Raw genomic sequence first — 17198 nt, 5'->3', positions numbered from 1 at the left:
CGGAGGATTGATGACGACGTCGGTGATTCCGGGGGACCGCTCGACCCGCGCGGTCAACGCGGTCCACGACGCGGACCCGGAACGGCTGAACGCGGCGATCGACGCGGTCGCCCCGGGACCGCTGCTGATGACGCTGGTGCACCTGACCGGCGACCGGTCGCTGCTGGACGAGTTCGCCTCCCTGCTGGAGAAGGCGAAGGCGGCCGAACCGGCGTCGGCACCGGGGGAGTACCCGGCCGAGGTCGCAGAGGAGGTGCGCCGCCGGGCTCGCGCGGTGCTGAGCTCCGAGCTCGTACCCGAGCTGCGCGTGCCCGACGACGAGCTCTTCCTGGAGATGAGCCGGGTCGCCACCGATGACGACATCGGCCCGGAGTACGTGGCCTACCTGCGGGAACAAGCCGGTTTCCCACCGGTTCCCGCCTCCGAACCCGAGCACCGCCCGGTCCCGGACGGTTTCCGGGTGGCCGTAGTGGGCGCCGGGATGGTCGGCATCAACGCGGCGGTCGAGCTCGCCGAGGCCGGCATCGAGTTCCGGGTCTTCGAGGCGTCCGACGACCTCGGCGGCACCTGGTCGCGCAACACCTACCCCGGTGCCGCGGTGGACACCCCGAGCCACTTCTACTCGTACTCCTTCGAGCTCAACCCGGACTGGTCGAAGTTCTACCCGATGGGCCCGGAATACATGGCCTACCTGCGGCACGTGGCCGACAAGTACGGGGTCCGCGACCACGTCGAGCTGCGGTCGCGCGTGCTGGGGTGCGAGTGGGACGAGCAGCGGCTGCTGTGGCACGTCCGCGTGCAGGGCCCCGACGGTTCCCCGGAGGTCTACGAGGCCAACGCCGTCATCACCGCCACCGGCATCCTCAACGCCGCCTCCATCCCCGAGGTCCCCGGGGCGGAGAGCTTCGAGGGCGTGGCCATGCACACCGCCGAGTGGGACGATTCCGTCGAGCTCGACGGCAAGCGCGTCGTGGTCCTGGGCACCGGGTGCACGGCCGTGCAGGTCGTCGCCGACCTCGCCGAACGCGCCGAGCACCTGGACGTGGTGTTCCGGCAACCGCACTGGATCACCCCGGAGCGCAACGTCGTGTCCGGAGTGGACGAGGACGTGCGATGGGCGTTGCGGCACATCCCGTACTTCCACCAGTGGTACCGGCTGGTGACGCACTGGTTCACCGCGGACAAGGGTTTCCAGATCCCTCGCATCGACCCCGACTGGTACGCCGAGCACGTCTCCTGCTCACCGGCCAACGACGCGCTCATGCAGATCTGCTTGAAGCACCTGCACGAGGAGCTCGGTGACCGGCCCGACCTGGTCGAGATGCTGACCCCGGACTTCCCGCCGTTCGCCAAGCGCATCGTCAAGGACCCCGGCTTCCTCGCCGCTGCGCGCCGCGAGGACGTCGCGCTGCACCGCACGACCTTCGACAGGATCGAGCCCAACGGCGTGCACCTGGCCAGCGGGGAGTTCCTGGAAGCCGATGTGATCATCTGGGCGACCGGTTTCAAGCTGGAGTACCTGAACTTCCTCGACGTCGTGGGCCGCGACGGGGTCACGCTGGCCCAGAAGTGGGACCACAGCCGCGATCCGCGCGCCTACCTGGGCATCACGGTGCCGGGGTTCCCGAACTTCTTCGTCACGGCCGGGCCGAATTCGGCGCCGAACCACGGCGGTGGGCACAACGTGACCAGTGAGGAGCACGTGCACTACGCGGTGGAGACCTTGCGGTTCCTCATCGACGGGGGACACGCGGCCGCTGAACCGACCGTCGAGGCCACCGACGCCTACAACGCCGGGGTCGACGCCGAGCTGGACCGGACCGTCTGGCAGCACGGGGGCACGGCCAACGGCTACTACCGCAACGCCGCCGGTCGAGCGTGGGTGTCCTGCCCGTGGCGCCTGGTCGATTACTGGACGATGCTGCGCGCCCCCGACCCCGACGATCTGCTGCTGCACCGCTGAGAACACCACTGCTGGAGGGAAAAGCACCATGTTCGACTTCACCGGCCACATCGCGCTGGTCACCGGAGCGGGCCGCAACGCAGGCGCCGGCATGGCCCGCGCGCTGGCGGGTCAGGGCGCGGCGGTCGCCGTCAACGATCTCGAACCGGGCCGAGCCGAGGAGACCTGCGCCCAGATCGAGCAGGCCGGTGGTCGAGCCGTCCCGGTGCCTTTCGACGTCACCGATCTCGACGGCGTGCGTGCCGGGGTGGCCAAGGCAGGAGCGGAACTCGGCGGACCGGTCGACGTGCTCGTCAACAACGCGGGAATCCCCGCTGACATCGGCGACATGGGTTACGGCCCGTTCCGCGATCTCGACCCGGCGAAGTGGCGCACCCCCGTGGAGATCAACCTGTTCGGCGCGATGAACTGCGTGCACGCCGTGCTGCCCGGCATGCGCGAGGCGGGCTGGGGGCGGATCGTGCAGATCTCCTCCGGCGCGGGCCGCGTCGGATTGAGCATGGGTGTGGCGCTCTACGGCTCGGGCAAGAGCGGTGTGGAGGGCTTCATCCGCCACATCTCCCAGGAAGAGGCGTCCGCGGGCGTCACGGCGAACGTGCTGGCGCTGGGTCTGATGAGCAACGCCGGGCGCGGTACCGGGACCGAGGAGGTCGCCGCGGGAATCCCGACGGGGAGGCTCGGTACGCCGGAGGACGCCGGTGCCGCCGTCATCTACCTCGCCTCCCCGGAGGCGGGCTGGCTGACCGGCCAGACCATCGACCTCAACGGCGGCAGCCAAACCCGCTGAGCGAAGGGGCAGGCATGGCGACCCAGCAGGAGCTCTTCGGCGGCGGGCTGGCCGTGGTCACCGGCGCGGGAGCCGGGATCGGCGAAGGTCTGGCCCACCACCTGGCCGGACGACTGGGCATGACGGTCGTGATCGCCGACATCGATGAGGCCGCCGCGCGCCGGGTGGCGGGTGAACTTCCTGCCCCCGGGCGCGGCGTGCCCTACGTCGTCGACGTGCGCGACGCCGAGGCGATGGCGGCGATGGCCGACTGGGTGGGCGCCGAACTGGGGCCGGTGCGGTTGCTGGTCGCCAACGCCGGACTGCAGCAGTTCGGCTACCTCTGGGACACCCCTGCCGACAGCTGGCAGCGGTTGGTGGAGGTCAACATCAACGGCGTGTTCCACACCGCCCGGGCGTTCCTCCCAGGCATGATCGCAGCCCCGGCAAGCGCACACGTGCTGGTGATGGCTTCCATCGGCTCGGTGGTGTCCATGCCGATGCAGTCGTCCTACATCATGAGCAAGCACGCCGTGCTCGCCATCGCCGAATGCCTGCACCAGGAGATCGGGCTCCTCGGCGTGGAGATCAACGTCGCGGCCGTGCTGCCCGGAGCGGTCGACTCGGACATCTTCACCAGCGCCGGCGGCGTTGACCACGGCGATGTGGACGCGGCAGAACAGCACCGCCGTGACATGTTCGCGGTCCGCGAGCGCGCGATCACGCCTACCGAGGCCGCCGAGACGATCATGGATCAGGCCGCGCAGGGCGAGTTCTACATAGTCACGCAACCGGAGATGGTGCTAGGCGCCATGCGTTCCCGCGCTGAACAGCTCGTCGAACGTCGTGCCCCGGTGCCGTTCCGGAGCCGCTTCGTCGCCCAGCCGGATGCGTGACGTAGGCCCCGAATTCCACGATCGGTGCGGTGGAGCTGCTGCGGCAGTGGCGCCCCGCTCTGGCCGCCGCGGGCAACGCCAAGGTCGTTGTGTTCTCCAGCAACTCCACGACCACGACACCCGTGGTGCGAGGTCGTGCGATTCGCGCACTGCTGGCCGGTGACGCGGACAAGGCGCTGCGCAGCGTGCGGTGGTACGGGAGAACCGCTGCCGCGATGCTCTACGCCGGTTCCAAGATCGCGCTGAGCCGCTGGGTGCGCCGCAACGCGGTGCTGCCGGGAAATCGGCGGGTTCGGGGATCCGGCTCAACGCTCTCGCTCCGGGTGCCGTCCTGACCCCGTTGCTGGAAGGTCAGTTGGCCGATGCCTCCCAGGCCGGCGCGATCAAGTCGTTCCCGGTCCCGATCGGTGGCTACGGCGATCCCTCGCAGCTCGCGGATCGGGTGGTGTTCATGCGCTCCGAGGCCGCGGACTTCCTGGTGGGAAGCGTCGTGTTCGTCGACGGAGGCTCGGACGCCTACTTCCGCGACGACGCTCGGCCACGACCGGTCCCGTTCCGTGGCCTGCCGCGCCACCTGCGTCGCATGCGCTCGTTCGGAACTCGTCAGCAGCCTCACGGCGTAGCGAAGGTCGTGGGCCCGGAGAGCAGCCGTCCGTGAAATGGCGATCCCGGCCGCGCTCTCTCCAACGTCCCTGCTGTGGGGGTCCCGTTGTCGATTTCTGGGGCGACTGCTCTGTTCGGGTGGAAGCGGAAGGGCTCGTTGTCATGGGTGAGGGGCCTGTGGGTCTCGGCTTCTAGGGCTAGGGAAGGGGCCGAGATGAGCAGGTTGAGTGGGTCGGGCTTTGCGGATGCTGTCGCGGGACGTCGTCGCACCTCGCTGCCAGGGGCCGGAGAACCGGCTGTTGGTGTGCGGTTTGCGTTTTATGGGCGGATGTCGACTAGTGAGTTTCAGGATCGGGGGACGTCGCGTGGGTGGCAGCGTGCTGTGGCGGAGGAGTTGGTTGAGGGGGTCGGCGCGATCGTGGCCGACTATTTTGATGAGGGCTGGTCCCGGAGGTGGTCGTGGTGGGATCGGCGGGCCGCGGCCGCCCTGTTGACGGCCGCGGAGGATCGGGATCGCGAGTTCGATGCCGTGGTAGTGGGCGAATACGAGCGCGCTTTCTACGGTGATCAGTTTCGAGACGTTGTAGCCCGGCTGAACGAGCTCGGGGTGCAAGTCTGGTTACCCGAGGCTGGCGGTCCGGTGGAGCTGGGCAGTCCGGTTGTCGAGGCGTTGATGGTGTTGCTGGGTGCGCAGGCGCAGCGCGAGGTGGTGCGGGCTCGGCATCGGGTGAAGGCCGCCATGGCGGCCCAGGTGCGATCGCAGGGACGTTTCCTTGGCGGCCGTCCGCCGTATGGGTATCGGTTGGCTGATGGTGGGCCGCATCCGAACGCGGTGCATGCGCGGTGGGGGCGGCGGGTACACGTGCTGGAACCGGATCCAGAGACCGTGCCGTGGGTGCGGTGGATGTTTACCGAACGGGCGCGTGGTCGATCGATGGCGTCGTTGGCGCGGGAGCTCAACGAGCGTGGTGTGCCGTGCCCGGCCGGAGCGGATCAGGCGCGAAATTCGCACCGGGTGGGGGAGCGGTGGATAGCACGAACCGTTGGCGGGATTTTGGAGAATCCGCGGTATACGGGTCGGCAGGTCTGGAACCGGCAGACCACTCAGGGCCACGGAACCGGGGGACGGACAAGCGGTCGGGGCTCGGGGCCGGTGCGGTTGAACTCGGTGAACGACTGGGAAGTATCCGAGGGATTGGCTCATGCACCGTTGGTTGATGAGGCGGCGTTCATCGCCGTTCAGCGGGTACGGGCAGCGCGGCCCACGAAGACCGGTGAGACGCGGCGGTACGTGTTGGCCGGGCTGGTGTCCTGTGGTGAGTGCGGTCGCCGGATGGACGCGCACTGGGTCCACGGGCGCGCGGGATATCGCTGCCGTCATGGCTACACCACCGCCACACCACGGGCGCGCGAGGCGCCGCGCAATGTCTATGTCCGTGAAGATCGTCTCCGCGACGCCTTACCCGGGTTGTTCAGCGAGCAAGGGTGGGAACCACCTGATCACGATGCGTGGCCGGAGATCGGGGACTATCTCTCACGGGCGGGACTGGAGGTAGCGTGCAGCCACAGAGGCTGGGAGCTCAAGCCAGCGCCATCCGCCGCGGACCCGGTGCAGGTGGTCAAACCTGGGCAGATGCCCCTCGGAATCGAGCTGAACCTCAACGCCGAGGCCCGTAGAGGCGAGTTCGCACCTAGGGATGCGAAACCCCACGGACCCGAAAGGCCCGTGGGGTAAAAGAGTGTCCGAGGGGGGACTTGAACCCCCACGCCCATTAATAGGGCACTAGCACCTCAAGCTAGCGCGTCTGCCATTCCGCCACTCGGACGCCTCAGTGCCGCCTGTGTTCTCGGCGGCTCCGTTCTGTTGTGACACTAGATTAGCTGATCGATTTCAGGGCTTGGGACCCACCCCCCTCTTGGGGCTCGGAGTGATAGAAAGACCTGGTGAACGAGCACATGGAGACCGCTGCGGACGATCATGGCGCGGGCCTGCGGGTGGCCGAGGACGAGGTCGTCGGGCTGGCGAGCGAGCTGATCCGGATCGATACGACGAACACGGGCGATCCGGCGACGCTCGCGGGTGAGCGGGTGGCCGCCGAGTACGTCGCGGGCAAGCTGGCAGAGGTCGGCTACGAGACGACCTACGTGGAGTCGGGGGACCACCCGGGTCGCGGGAACGTGATCGCGCGGCTGCCGGGGTCGGGCTCGGGTCGGGGCGGGTTGCTGGTGCACGGGCACTTGGACGTGGTGCCCGCGGACGCCTCGGAGTGGTCGGTGCACCCGTTCTCGGGGGCGGTGCAGGACGGCTACGTGTGGGGCCGCGGGGCGGTCGACATGAAGGACATGCTGGCGATGAGCCTCGCCGTCGCCCGCCGCTTCAAGCGCGACGGCATCACTCCGAAGCGTGACATCGTGTTCGCGTTCCTCGCGGACGAGGAGGCCGGCGGGCTGCAGGGCGCGCAGTGGCTGGCGGATCACCGACCGGAGCTGTTCGAGGGCTGCACCGAGGCGATCAGCGAGGTCGGCGGCTACTCGGTGACCTTCCAGGACGGGGTGCGGGCCTACCTGGTGCAGACCGCGGAGAAGGGCATCCGCTGGCTGAAGCTGCGGACCCGCGCGCGGGCCGGCCACGGGTCGATGGTGCACGACGACAACGCGGTCACGCAGCTGGCCGAGGCGGTCGCGAAGCTGGGGCGGCACCGGTTCCCGCTGGTGCTCAACGATTCGGTGCGGGAGTTCCTGGACGGCGTCACCGAGTTGACGGGGTGGGACTTCCCGGCCGACGACCTGGACGGGTCGGTGGCGAAGCTGGGCAACCTGTCGCGGATCGTGGGGGCGACGCTGCGCGACACGGCGAACCCGACGATGCTCACCGCCGGGTACAAGCACAACGTGATCCCCTCGGTCGCCGAGGCCGCGGTGGACTGCCGGATCCTGCCGGGCCGCGAAGAGGCGTTCGACCGGGAGCTCGCCGAGCTGCTGGGGCCGGACGTCGAACGCGAGTGGGTGGGGTTGCCCCCGGTCGAGACGAAGTTCGAAGGCCGCCTGGTGGACAAGATGAGCTCCTCGCTGATCGCCGAGGACCCGGCGGCGAAGACGTTGCCGTACATGATGTCCGGGGGCACGGACGCCAAGTCCTTCAGCAGGCTCGGCATGAACTGCTACGGCTTCGCGCCGCTGCGGCTGCCCGCCGAACTCGACTTCAGCGCCTTGTTCCACGGCGTCGACGAGCGGGTCCCGGTGGAGGCGCTGCGGTTCGGCGTCCGCGTCCTCGACCGGTTCCTGCAGGAGGCGTGACGCCCCGCTGCCGCGGCCGCCGGAGCGCTCCGATGGCCGCGGCGGCCTGGTCAGATGTCGATCTGGCGGACGCGGGATCGGGGTGATCGGCGTCCGCGCTGTGCGTTCGTGCGGTCCGGGGCTGGTGCGCCGGCGACCGAAGGAACCTCCTTCGCGGCAGGGTCGAGGAGGAGCGTCACGCGCCGATCGGCGGCTCGGGGTCGGATGGGACGCCGGTGCTGGAGGTCGTGTACTTCCACAGCTCGCGGGCGAGCTCCGGATCCCGGGCGGCTGCTGAGCGACGGGCGGGTCCGGCGGGTCCGCGCGTCTCGAACGGTCCGGTGGGGCCCACGTAGTCGCCGCCGTGCACCGGTCCGGTGGCCGCGAGGAGCTGGGGTGCGATCCCGGCGGTCACCGGTTGGGAGAGGAGCCGGTCCGGGAGCACGAGCAAGCGGGCTCGCCAGGTGCCTCCGCGGGCGAGGCTGTTGTTGAGCAGTTCCGATGCGGTCAGTCCCGGGTGGGCGGCGACCGACAGCACCGGGTCCCCGGTCAGCCGCAACAGCCGATCGAGTTCTGCGGCGAACAGCAGGTTCGCGAGCTTCGAGGCCCCGTAGGCGAGCGTGGGCGAGTAGCGCCGACGATCCCAGTGCGGATCGGTGAGGTCGAGTCCACCGGTGCGGTGACCGAGGCTCGAGGTCGTCACCACCCGGGAGGGCAGCTCGGGGGTGCCCGCTGCCCGCAGTGCCGGCATGAGCAGCCAGGTGAACGCGGCCGGGCCCAGGTGATTGGTCCCGATCTGCAGCTCGAACCCGTCGCGGGTTCGGTCGTGGGGGCCCAGCGACACGGCGGCATTGTTGATCAGCAGGTCGACCCGGTCTCCGGTGCGTTCCCGGACCTCCGCGGCGGCGGTGCGGACCGAGGCCAGGTCGGCCAGGTCGAGCAGGACGGTCTCGGCCGAACCCCGGCCCTTGAGCCCGTTCCGCACCTGGTCGACGGCCGCCGCGCCGCGTTCGGCGTCGCGGGCGGTCATCAGGACGCGGGCGCCGGCCCTGGCGAGCACGCCGGACAGGGCGAGGCCGAGTCCGGACGTCGTGCCGGTGACGACGATGGTGCGCCCCGTGAGGTCGGGGAGTGGTTCGTGCGGCTGTGCCATCGGATCTCCTGTGCGGATGAGTGTGTTGCGTGCGCCGGCCGGTGCGAAGGGAGGACGGTCGCGGGCCGCACCGGCACCTACGCTTCCGTCCGATGTTCCTGGCGGAGAAGGCTCGCTCGCGGCGCTCCGGCGTCATCGGCGGACAACTTGCGTGACAGCGTCACATGGGTGACTGTTCCCCGTTCAGATGACACTGTCAAGTAGGGTTGTCCTCGTGACCCGGGCTCAGACCGCTGCCGCAACTCGGCGCACCCTCGTCGTCGCCGCGTCCGAACTGCTCGACGAGGGCGGGCCTGATGCCGTGACCCTCCGCGCGGTGGGGGCCAGAGCCGGAGTCTCGCGCGGTGCGCCCTACGGGCACTTCAAGAACAAGGAACACCTGCTGGCCGAGCTCGCCATCGGAGCCTGGAACTCCCTGGCCGACGAAGTGGAAGGGCTGCGGGCGGATCCGGGCTTGGGACCGAGCGCACGACTCGAACGAGCCGTGCTGGCGCTCATCGAAGTCGCCCGCCGGACACCGCACCGGTACGCGCTGATGTTCAGCACGTCGGCAGGCACCCCGGTGGCCGCCGAGGCGGCGAGCCGCTTGGAGGACGAATACCTCGCCCTCGTCGCCGATATCGTCGGCGAACCGGACGCGCGCCGCTACGGCGCTCTGCTGATGTCGAGCGCGCACGGCATCGCAGGAATGGAGCTCAGCGGACATCTGGCGAAGGACGGCTGGCACGTCAGCGTGGAACAGCTCGTGGGCATGCTGATCGACGGCATCCACCCCAGCGCCTGATCGTCGTCGAACACCGATTTCCGCCTCCCCGCCCCGATTCCGGCGGCACTCCGCGAACCTGCTCCCGCCCGAGCCCGATCGATCCCTCCGGCGATCGCTCGTTGCCGACGGTGGCGCGCGGGCGAGTTGTGATATCAGGATCTTTGTGCTCTCGAACGCGGCCTTCAGGATCGGGAAGGCGACGGTCCGCGCTGCTCGGCGGAACGGGCCGCGTCGCGGACGCCTCGGCGACCTGTCCGGTGAGCGGGCGGGGTGCAGTGCTGCCGGTTCGTCCGGGGGAACGCGGAACGTGCGGCAGGATGTCTGGTTTGTGCCTGATCGGCGCATGCCGGTGGGGGACGTCGGCTGGGACGATCGTGGCATGGGTGGTCTCAGGTCCGACCCGAAGCTCGTCACCGTGCTGGGGCGCGCCTTCCGGTGCCTGGTGTGCGACCACGGGTTGTTCTGGTCCCGCCAGGTGAAGCTGAGCACCACCTCCGCCAGCTCCTTCGACCTGGTGTGGGGAAACCGGTCCGCAACCGGGTTGATCTGCGCGCGCTGCGGGTACGTGCACGAGTTCGCCGGGCGGGAACGTCCCGCGCTGTGGAGCGCGAAGGTGGGGTATCCGGAGGGCGCCGAGTCGTAGTCCGAAGTGGACGGATCTAGTGCTCGCCGTGCGGGCCTTCCGAGGCCTGCAGCGCGCCCGGCCGCAGCCGGTCGCGGCCCCAGCTGCGCTCCAGGTAGCCGATGATCCGCTCCAAGTCCTCGGCGGGGACGCGCTCGGGCTCGCCGCGTTCGAGCGGGTCGACGTGGAAGATGTAGATGCGGGAGGCGAACTGGTCGAACGGCAGCGACGCCTCCCCGAACCGCTCGCCGTGACCGGTGGTGGAGACGACCACGCCGTCGCCCCAGTCCTGCCCGCTGTCGTTGTTGGGGTTGAAGAAGTACACCCGCACGACGCCCTGCGGATCCGGCCCGACCCGCAGGATGGTGATCGCGTGCCAGCCGATGTAGCGCGCCGCGCTGTCGGTGACGGCGATCCCGGCCGGCTGCGGGTGGATCAGCGGCCGCCCGCCGTTGTAGCCGGGGTGGTAGCCCGCGTGGAACTGGCGCAGGAACTCGTCCAGGTCCACCAGGTTCCCGGTCGCCACGTCGACGTTGATCCAGAAGCCGCGCGCGGCCCACCAGCCGTGGAACTCGGGGTTGACCCAGCGGTGCGGGTCCCGGGCCGGTCCGCGCAGCGCCGGCCCATCTCGGCGTAGATCCGGTCGAGGTGCGGCACCACGATGAGCGACACCGGGTCCAGATCGACCGGCAGCGCCTTGGCGACCCCGCCCGCGCTGTCCTTCGAGGACAGCGGGCTGCCCTCGAAGTGCATGATGATCTCGTCGTCCCGGGCGGCCCACACGACGAGCTGCAGCAGGTAGTCCGGGTCGTTGTAGGCCCACATCGACAGCGCGCGGGCCGACTGGCAGGTCGGGTTGTCGCCCTGCCCGACGCCGAGCGGCTGGCCCAGCATCGAGATCACCCCCGCGACCAGCCGCGCTTCCGGGCTCGGCTCGTCGCCGAAGACGGCGGTCAGGCGTTGCCGGGCGGTGGGGGAGAGCTCCAGGGAGAGCTGGCGCCACAGCGCGGGCACCACCGGAGCCTCGTGCAGCACGCCGCGGTCCAGCAGCAGCGCCAGCCCGTAGACGCACTGCGCGGTCTGCGGGTGCACCGCCTCCTCGACCAGCCGGCGCACCACGTCGCGGTAGCGCATCAGGCACGTGCGGCCGATGTCGGACAGGCCCAGGGCCTCCGCGACGAGGTAGTCGTTGTCGCCGAGCAGGAACCGCAGCAGTTCGGCGTGGTACGGCGAGACCAGCCCGGTGTCGTGCATCGCCCGCGCGAACCCGCTGGCCTCGTACTGCAGGCCGCTGGTGTCCAGCGCCTCCAGCCGCTCGCGGAACGCGGGGATCCCCGGATCGTCCCGGCACGCCTCGGTCGTGCCGAACAGGCTGGTGATCAGCCGGTCCAGGCCCTGCCCGGAGGTGGAGCCGAAGTCGACGTCCGGGTCGCTGCGGTAGACGGAGATCCGGGTGATCAGCGACTGCACCTGCTCGACCTGGATCGGCCGCTGGCGCAGGATCCGCCAGATCTCGTCGACGAGTTCGCCGAGCACGCTGTCGTAGCCGATGCCGTCGGCGAGGTACTGGAACAGGTCGCGGATCAGCTGCGCGTTGCGGCCCTGCCGGGCGCGCTCCGCCTCGTTGGGCGGGGTGAACAGCAGGTCCAGGTTCATCGCCAGCACCTGGGAGAGGAACTGGTGGGCGTCGTCGGCGGAGAACGCGGGGTGGGCGTACTCGCCGCGCGCGATCGCGAGCAGCCGCAGCTCGCTGGTCGCCTCCAGCACCAGCGTGTCCGCGTTCTCGCAGCGGAGGCCGGGTCCGGCCAGCGCCGGGATGAGGATGGCGGGGAAGGCCCAGTCGGTGCCGTCGAACAACCCGGCCTCATCCAGCGCCTGCGCACGGGCCTGGACCGCCGCCGCGCCGCCCGGTTGCCGGAGCACCCGCCGCAGCGCCTCCAGCACCCGGCGCAGCTTCGCCGGCTTCCCGAAGTCGCGGGTCTCGGACAGGGCGCGGACGGCGTCGTCGAGCGAGCCGACGCGCCGGTCCAGCGTCGTCGGCGCACCCTCGGCGTCGGCGGTCGGTTCCACGGGTCTCTCCCTGCGAGGTCTCCCGCGTGCGCGGAGACCTCAGACGTAGAAGTCGAGCTCTTCCTGCTGCTTCAACAGGTCTCGCATCCGGTGCGGGTCGTCACCGAAGAAGTACACCAGGCCCCAGTGGTTGCCGAACGCGGTCCGCTTGGTCACGGTCGCCTCCGGCGGGGCCGTCAGATCGTGGGACTCATAGTAGTCGTCGTCCTCGGTCTCCTCGGGCAGTTGCAGTTCGCTGACGACCCGCCGGCGCGGGTACACCCCGAAGCACCCGGCGACGCCGGTGGCGTCCACGACCTCGCGCGGGAAGAAGCCGTCGATCTCCTCCTCGGTCGTCTTCGGGTCGAAGGCCAGCGCCAGGCCCTGGTAGGCGTTGAACCCGTAGGCCCGCTCCAGCAGCTCGAAGACCCGGAAACCCGGGGGCCGGTAGGCGACCTCGCCGAAGTACATCTCGCCGTCGCTGGTGACGAAGTACTCGGGGTGCACGAAGCCGAACTCGATGTCGAACGCCTTGATCAGCTTCTCCACCTGTTCGGTGATCTGCGGCCGGAACCGCTCCAGCGCCGGCGTCGCCGGGACGAACACGGAGTACCCGAGCGTGACGTACTCGGAGATGTTCAGGAATTTGATCTTCCCGTGGTGGATCCACGCCTCGACGGCGAACTCCCAGCCGTCCAGGTGCGATTCCATCAGGACGGGGAACTCCTCGTCCGGGATGGCGTCGATCTCGTCCGGGGTGCGGATCACCCGGTGCCCGAGGCAGCCCGCCTTGTCGAAGGCTTTGATGTGGATCGGGTCGTTCGGGTCGCCGTCGAGCTTGAGCAGCGTCTGGTTGACCCGCTTGAGGAACCGGATCACGTCGTCCCGGTCGTGCGCCTCCTCGAAGATCCCCACCCGGATGCCGCCGAGCTGGGCGCGGCGCTTCATCAACGCCTTGTCCCGCAACAGCATCGCCTGGCCGAGCAGCCGCGGGTTGTCCAGCAGCACCGAGTTGATCGCCCCGGTTCACTCCACGGTCTCCTCGAACAGCGGGATGGCCACGTCGACGCCGCGGTCCTGCAGCAGCTCGGCGATCTCCATCGAGCGGTCGTTGAGCCGTTCGAAGTTCCAGCGCAGGTACGGGATGTCGTGTTCGGCGCAGTACTCCTCCGCCCAGTCCGGTGCGACGACCACGTACCTCCGGTCGAACCGGTCGAGGGCTTCCACCGCGTTGAGGCTCCAGCCGAGGAGCGCTACGCAGCCCTTGTTCGGGTCCTTGGTGGCAGATTCGGGCTTCGGCATGGACCGTCCCTCCATCTGGGCTCGTCGAGTTTCCCGACGTGGCACAACGGTAGTCCCGAATTCCGCGCCGCCGAACCGGCGAACGTGTCCCGGTGCGGGGCCGTCCGGCGGTTCGAGGTGCGGCGTGCGGCGGAATGCGGAGTGGTCCGCGCCGGGAACCGGGCTTCGGCGTCGGAACGCGGGAGCCGCTGCGGTGGGGTCGGCCACCGCGGGTCGCGCCGGTCGATCGTCCGGCGCGGATCCCGGCGGACGGCGGGTGCTCGGCGGCGGCCGGAGGGGTGGTGCCGGGATCGCGCAGGCCTTCGCGGTCGCGGACGCCCGGACCTCGGTGTCGCCGGGAGCGCCGGTCCGGCCGGGCGCGGTCGGCCGGCGGGCTGGGTGCGCGGGGTGAACTCGCGGGCGAGCCGGGACGCGGGGCCGCTGCTTCGCGGTTCCGGGTTCCCCCGGCTCCGCGGGCGCGCTAGCATCAGTTCCTGAACGTTCGGTCGGTTAATCGGTTGAGGAGAGTCGATGGGGCACGCGGCAGAGCTGTTGCGCAGCTACGTCTCCGGGGAGTGGCGCGCGGCGGCGGACGAGGGCGCTCCGCTGCACGACGCCTCCACCGGGGAGGAGGTCGCGCGGATCTCCTCGACCGGGATCGACTTCGCCGCCGCGCTGCGGTACGGCCGCGAGGTCGGCGGTCCCGCGCTGCGGCGGCTGACCTTCCACCAGCGCGCCGCGCTGCTCAAGGCGCTCGCCTCGCACCTGCGCGAGCACCGCGATGAGCTCTACGCGCTGTCCGCGAAGACCGGCGCCACGCTCGGCGACTCGAAGTTCGACGTCGACGGCGGCATCGGCGTCCTGTTCGCATACGGCTCGAAGGGCAAGCGCGAACTGCCCAACGACACCATCTACGTCGACGGCGCCGTCGAGCCGCTGAGCAAGGGCGGCACGTTCCTGGCCCAGCACATCGCCACCCCGCTGCGCGGGGTCGCCGTGCAGATCAACGCCTTCAACTTCCCCGTCTGGGGCCCGCTGGAGAAGTTCGCCCCCGCGTTCCTCGCCGGGGTGCCGAGCCTGGTCAAGCCCGCCAGCCAGACGGCGTACCTGACGGCGCGGCTGGTCGAGCTGATCGTCGAATCGGGCATCCTGCCGGAGGGTTCGCTGCAGTTCGTCGCGGGCAGCGCCGGAGACCTGCTGGACCACGTGACCGCGCAGGACCTGGTGTCGTTCACCGGCTCGGCCGCGACGGCGCAGCAGCTGCGCGCCCACCCGGCGATCGTGCGGAACTCGGTGCGGTTCAACGCCGAAGCCGACTCGCTGAACTGCTCGATCCTCGGCCCCGACGCGGTCCCGGGCACCGCGGAGTTCGACCTGTTCGTCAAGCAGCTCACCACCGAGATGACGGTCAAGGCCGGGCAGAAGTGTACCGCGATCCGCCGCGCGTTCGTGCCTGCCGAGCTGATCGACGACGTCGCCGCGGCGGCCTCCGAACGGCTCGCGAAGGTCACCGTCGGCGCCCCTGACGCCGACGGCGTCCGGATGGGGGCGCTGGCGAGCCTGGAGCAGCGCGAGGAGGTCCGCCGCTCGCTGAAGGCGCTGCTGGCCGCCGGCTCGGTGGTGTTCGGCGACCCCGAGCACGTCGACGTCGTCGGCGCGGACGCCGAACGCGGCGCGTTCCTCTCGCCGGTGCTGCTGCGCGCCGACCCGGAACGGCCCGAGCCGCACGAGGTCGAGGCGTTCGGGCCGGTCTCGACGCTGCTGCCCTACACCTCCGCCGCGCAGGTCGTCGAGCTGGCGGCCCGCGGCGGCGGCAGCCTCGTGGGTTCCGTCGTCTCCGCCGACCCGGGCTTCGTGCGCGAGGTCGTGCTCGGCGTCGCACCGTTCCACGGTCGCCTGCTGGTGCTCGACGCCGCGGACGCGGAGGAATCCACCGGGCACGGCTCGCCGATGCCGCAGCTCGTGCACGGCGGCCCGGGCCGCGCGGGCGGCGGCGAGGAGCTGGGCGGCATCCGCGGCGTGCTGCACCACATGCAGCGCACCGCCGTGCAGGGCTCGCCCGCCGCGCTCAGCGGGATCACCGGGCGCTGGGTCCCAGGCGCCCCGCGGCGCGAGGCCGAGGTGCACCCCTTCCGGAAGTCGTTGGCGCAGCTGGAGATCGGCGACACCGTCGTCGCCGGGCCGCGCGCCGTCACCCGCGCCGACATCGACCACTTCGCCGAGTTCACCGGCGACACCTTCTACGCCCACACCGACCCGGAAGCGGCCGCGGCCAACCCGCTGTTCGGCGGGATCGTCGCGCACGGCTACCTGGTGGTCTCGTTCGCCGCGGGCCTGTTCGTCTCGCCGGAACCCGGCCCGGTCCTGGCGAACTACGGGCTGGAGAACCTGCGCTTCCTGACGCCGGTCCAGGCGGACGACGAGCTGACCGTGACGTTGACGGCCAAGCAGATCATCCCGCGCGTCGACCAGGACTACGGCGAGGTCCGGTGGGACGCCGACGTCACCAACCAGAACGGCGAGTCCGTCGCGAAGTACGACGTGCTGACCCTCGTCGCGAAGGAGGACCGATGACCGCCACGCTCCCCGAGACCGAACTCGAATCCCACTTCGAGCGGACCATCGAACGCGATCAGCGGATCGAACCGCGCGACTGGGCGCCCGAGGGCTACCGCAAGACGATGGTCCGCCAGATCGCCCAGCACGCGCACTCCGAGATCATCGGCATGCAGCCCGAGGGGAACTGGATCACGCGGGCGCCCTCGTTGCGGCGCAAGGCGATCCTGCTGGCGAAGGTGCAGGACGAGGCCGGGCACGGGCTGTACCTGTACTCCGCGGCGGAAACCCTCGGCGTGGACCGGGCGGACCTGACCGAGAAGCTCATCTCCGGCCGCCAGAAGTACTCGTCGATCTTCAACTACCCGACGCTGACGTTCGCCGACGTCGGGGTGATCGGCTGGCTCGTCGACGGCGCCGCGATCTGCAACCAGGTGCCGCTGTGCCGGAGTTCCTACGGCCCCTACGCGCGGGCGATGGTGCGGATCTGCAAGGAGGAGTCCTTCCACCAGCGCCAGGGCTACGAGCTGCTCATGACGATGATGCGGGGCACCGGGCAGCAGCGGGAGATGGTGCAGGAGGCCGTCGACCGCTGGTGGTGGCCGTCGCTGATGATGTTCGGCCCGCCGGACGCCGACTCGCCGAACACCGCCCAGTCGATGGCGTGGAAGGTCAAGCGGCACACCAACGACGAGCTGCGGCAGCGCTTCGTCGACATGTCCGTGCCGCAGGCCGAAGCCCTCGGCGTCACCTTCCCGGACCCGGACCTGGCGTGGAACGCCGACCGCGGGCACTACGACTTCGGCGCCGTCGACTGGGCCGAGTTCAAGAACGTGCTGCAGGGCAACGGCCCGTGCAACGCGCAGCGCATCGCCCGCAGGCGCCGCGCCCACGACGAAGGCGCCTGGGTCCGCGAGGCCGCGGCCGCGCACGCGGCGAAGAACCAGGAGGCGACGGCATGAGCGACTCGAACCCCGCCGGTGCCCGGCACGACTGGCCGCTGTACGAGGTGTTCGTCCGCGGCAAGCGCGGCCTGAACCACGTGCACGTCGGCTCGCTGCACGCCGCCGACGACCAGATGGCGCTGCACCACGCCCGCGACCTCTACACGCGCCGCAACGAGGGCGTGTCGATCTGGGTGGTGCGCGCCTCGGCCATCGCCGCCTCCTCGCCCGACGAGAAGGACCCGTTCTTCGCGCCCAGCGGGGACAAGGTGTACCGGCACCCGACGTTCTACGACATCCCCGAGTCCGTCCCGCACATGTGA

General features: G+C 70.3%; 17 protein-coding genes and 1 tRNA gene. 12 read left to right on the top strand and 6 right to left on the bottom strand.

What is annotated here, in order from left to right:
• The first annotated feature begins 10 nt into the window (after nt 1–10).
• The 6 genes from H1226_RS15690 (at nt 11) to H1226_RS15665 (ending at nt 5963) form a co-directional block, all read left to right on the top strand.
• On the top strand, nt 11–1963 hold the full coding sequence (locus H1226_RS15690) for a flavin-containing monooxygenase (protein ID WP_258341382.1): 1953 nt from the start codon (nt 11–13) through the stop codon (nt 1961–1963).
• A gap of 28 nt (nt 1964–1991) precedes the next feature.
• Nucleotides 1992–2750, top strand: coding sequence for an SDR family NAD(P)-dependent oxidoreductase (locus H1226_RS15685; protein ID WP_258341381.1), 759 nt, complete (start codon nt 1992–1994; stop codon nt 2748–2750).
• 14 nt (nt 2751–2764) lie between these two features.
• Nucleotides 2765–3625 (top strand): SDR family oxidoreductase, encoded by an 861-nt coding sequence (locus H1226_RS15680; RefSeq protein WP_258341380.1) that lies wholly within the window; start codon nt 2765–2767, stop codon nt 3623–3625.
• 29 nt (nt 3626–3654) lie between these two features.
• Nucleotides 3655–3960 carry a Rossmann-fold NAD(P)-binding domain-containing protein gene (locus tag H1226_RS15675; RefSeq protein ID WP_258349531.1) on the top strand — a complete coding sequence of 102 codons (306 nt, stop codon included), beginning with the start codon at nt 3655–3657 and terminating at the stop codon, nt 3958–3960.
• The gene (locus tag H1226_RS15670; RefSeq protein ID WP_258349428.1) at nt 3876–4283 is read left to right on the top strand and encodes an SDR family oxidoreductase; all 408 of its coding nucleotides are present in this window, start codon (nt 3876–3878) and stop codon (nt 4281–4283) included. Before H1226_RS15675 ends, H1226_RS15670 begins: the two co-directional genes overlap by 85 nt.
• Before the next feature lie 249 nt (nt 4284–4532).
• Nucleotides 4533–5963, top strand: a complete 1431-nt coding sequence (locus H1226_RS15665; RefSeq protein ID WP_373690080.1) for a recombinase family protein — start codon at nt 4533–4535, stop codon at nt 5961–5963.
• Nucleotides 5964–5968: 5 nt separating this feature from the next.
• Here H1226_RS15665 and H1226_RS15660 read toward each other — a convergent pair.
• A tRNA-Leu gene (locus H1226_RS15660) sits at nt 5969–6054 on the bottom strand.
• A gap of 130 nt (nt 6055–6184) precedes the next feature.
• Here H1226_RS15660 and H1226_RS15655 point away from each other — a divergent pair.
• The gene (locus H1226_RS15655) at nt 6185–7525 is read left to right on the top strand and encodes a M20/M25/M40 family metallo-hydrolase (RefSeq protein WP_258349427.1); all 1341 of its coding nucleotides are present in this window, start codon (nt 6185–6187) and stop codon (nt 7523–7525) included.
• 175 nt (nt 7526–7700) lie between these two features.
• On the opposite strand, the gene H1226_RS15650 is transcribed toward H1226_RS15655, so the two are convergent.
• Nucleotides 7701–8657, bottom strand: a complete 957-nt coding sequence (locus H1226_RS15650; RefSeq protein WP_258341378.1) for an SDR family NAD(P)-dependent oxidoreductase — start codon at nt 8655–8657, stop codon at nt 7701–7703.
• 214 nt (nt 8658–8871) lie between these two features.
• Here H1226_RS15650 and H1226_RS15645 point away from each other — a divergent pair, with 214 nt between their 5' ends.
• Complete coding sequence (locus tag H1226_RS15645; RefSeq protein ID WP_258341377.1) at nt 8872–9441, top strand: TetR/AcrR family transcriptional regulator; 570 nt, start codon at nt 8872–8874, stop codon at nt 9439–9441.
• 361 nt (nt 9442–9802) lie between these two features.
• Nucleotides 9803–10066 carry a hypothetical protein gene (locus H1226_RS15640; protein WP_258341376.1) on the top strand — a complete coding sequence of 88 codons (264 nt, stop codon included), beginning with the start codon at nt 9803–9805 and terminating at the stop codon, nt 10064–10066.
• A 16-nt stretch (nt 10067–10082) separates the two neighbouring features.
• Here the strand turns inward: H1226_RS15640 and H1226_RS15635 are convergent, their stop codons facing one another.
• The 4 genes from H1226_RS15635 to H1226_RS15620 are packed head-to-tail and all read right to left on the bottom strand — an operon-like array spanning nt 10083 to nt 13396.
• Complete coding sequence (locus H1226_RS15635) at nt 10083–10571, bottom strand: hypothetical protein (RefSeq protein ID WP_258341375.1); 489 nt, start codon at nt 10569–10571, stop codon at nt 10083–10085.
• A complete protein-coding gene (locus H1226_RS15630) occupies nt 10481–12115 on the bottom strand; it encodes a hypothetical protein (protein ID WP_258341374.1) in 1635 nt (544 codons plus the stop codon). Before H1226_RS15630 ends, H1226_RS15635 begins: the two co-directional genes overlap by 91 nt.
• A gap of 39 nt (nt 12116–12154) precedes the next feature.
• The gene (locus H1226_RS15625) at nt 12155–13102 is read right to left on the bottom strand and encodes an ATP-grasp domain-containing protein (protein ID WP_258341373.1); all 948 of its coding nucleotides are present in this window, start codon (nt 13100–13102) and stop codon (nt 12155–12157) included.
• Between the two features lie 18 nt (nt 13103–13120).
• Complete coding sequence (locus H1226_RS15620; RefSeq protein WP_258341372.1) at nt 13121–13396, bottom strand: hypothetical protein; 276 nt, start codon at nt 13394–13396, stop codon at nt 13121–13123.
• 510 nt (nt 13397–13906) lie between these two features.
• Here H1226_RS15620 and paaZ point away from each other — a divergent pair.
• Genes paaZ through paaB form a run of 3 tightly spaced genes read left to right on the top strand, consistent with a single transcriptional unit; the run spans nt 13907 to nt 17198 of the window.
• Nucleotides 13907–15949 carry a phenylacetic acid degradation bifunctional protein PaaZ gene (gene paaZ, locus H1226_RS15615; protein WP_258341371.1) on the top strand — a complete coding sequence of 681 codons (2043 nt, stop codon included), beginning with the start codon at nt 13907–13909 and terminating at the stop codon, nt 15947–15949.
• Entirely contained in the window at nt 15946–16893 is a 948-nt protein-coding gene (paaA, locus tag H1226_RS15610; protein ID WP_258341370.1) for a 1,2-phenylacetyl-CoA epoxidase subunit PaaA, read from the top strand. The genes paaZ and paaA overlap by 4 nt, the downstream gene beginning before the upstream one ends.
• On the top strand, nt 16890–17198 hold the full coding sequence (gene paaB / locus H1226_RS15605) for a 1,2-phenylacetyl-CoA epoxidase subunit PaaB (RefSeq protein WP_224955760.1): 309 nt from the start codon (nt 16890–16892) through the stop codon (nt 17196–17198). Before paaA ends, paaB begins: the two co-directional genes overlap by 4 nt.

The sequence above is a fragment of the Saccharopolyspora gregorii genome, assembly GCF_024734405.1.
Lineage (GTDB): Bacteria > Actinomycetota > Actinomycetes > Mycobacteriales > Pseudonocardiaceae > Saccharopolyspora_C > Saccharopolyspora_C gregorii.
The sequence above is the reverse complement of the archived record's forward strand: the minus strand, read 5'-3'. Positions and strand labels throughout refer to the sequence as shown.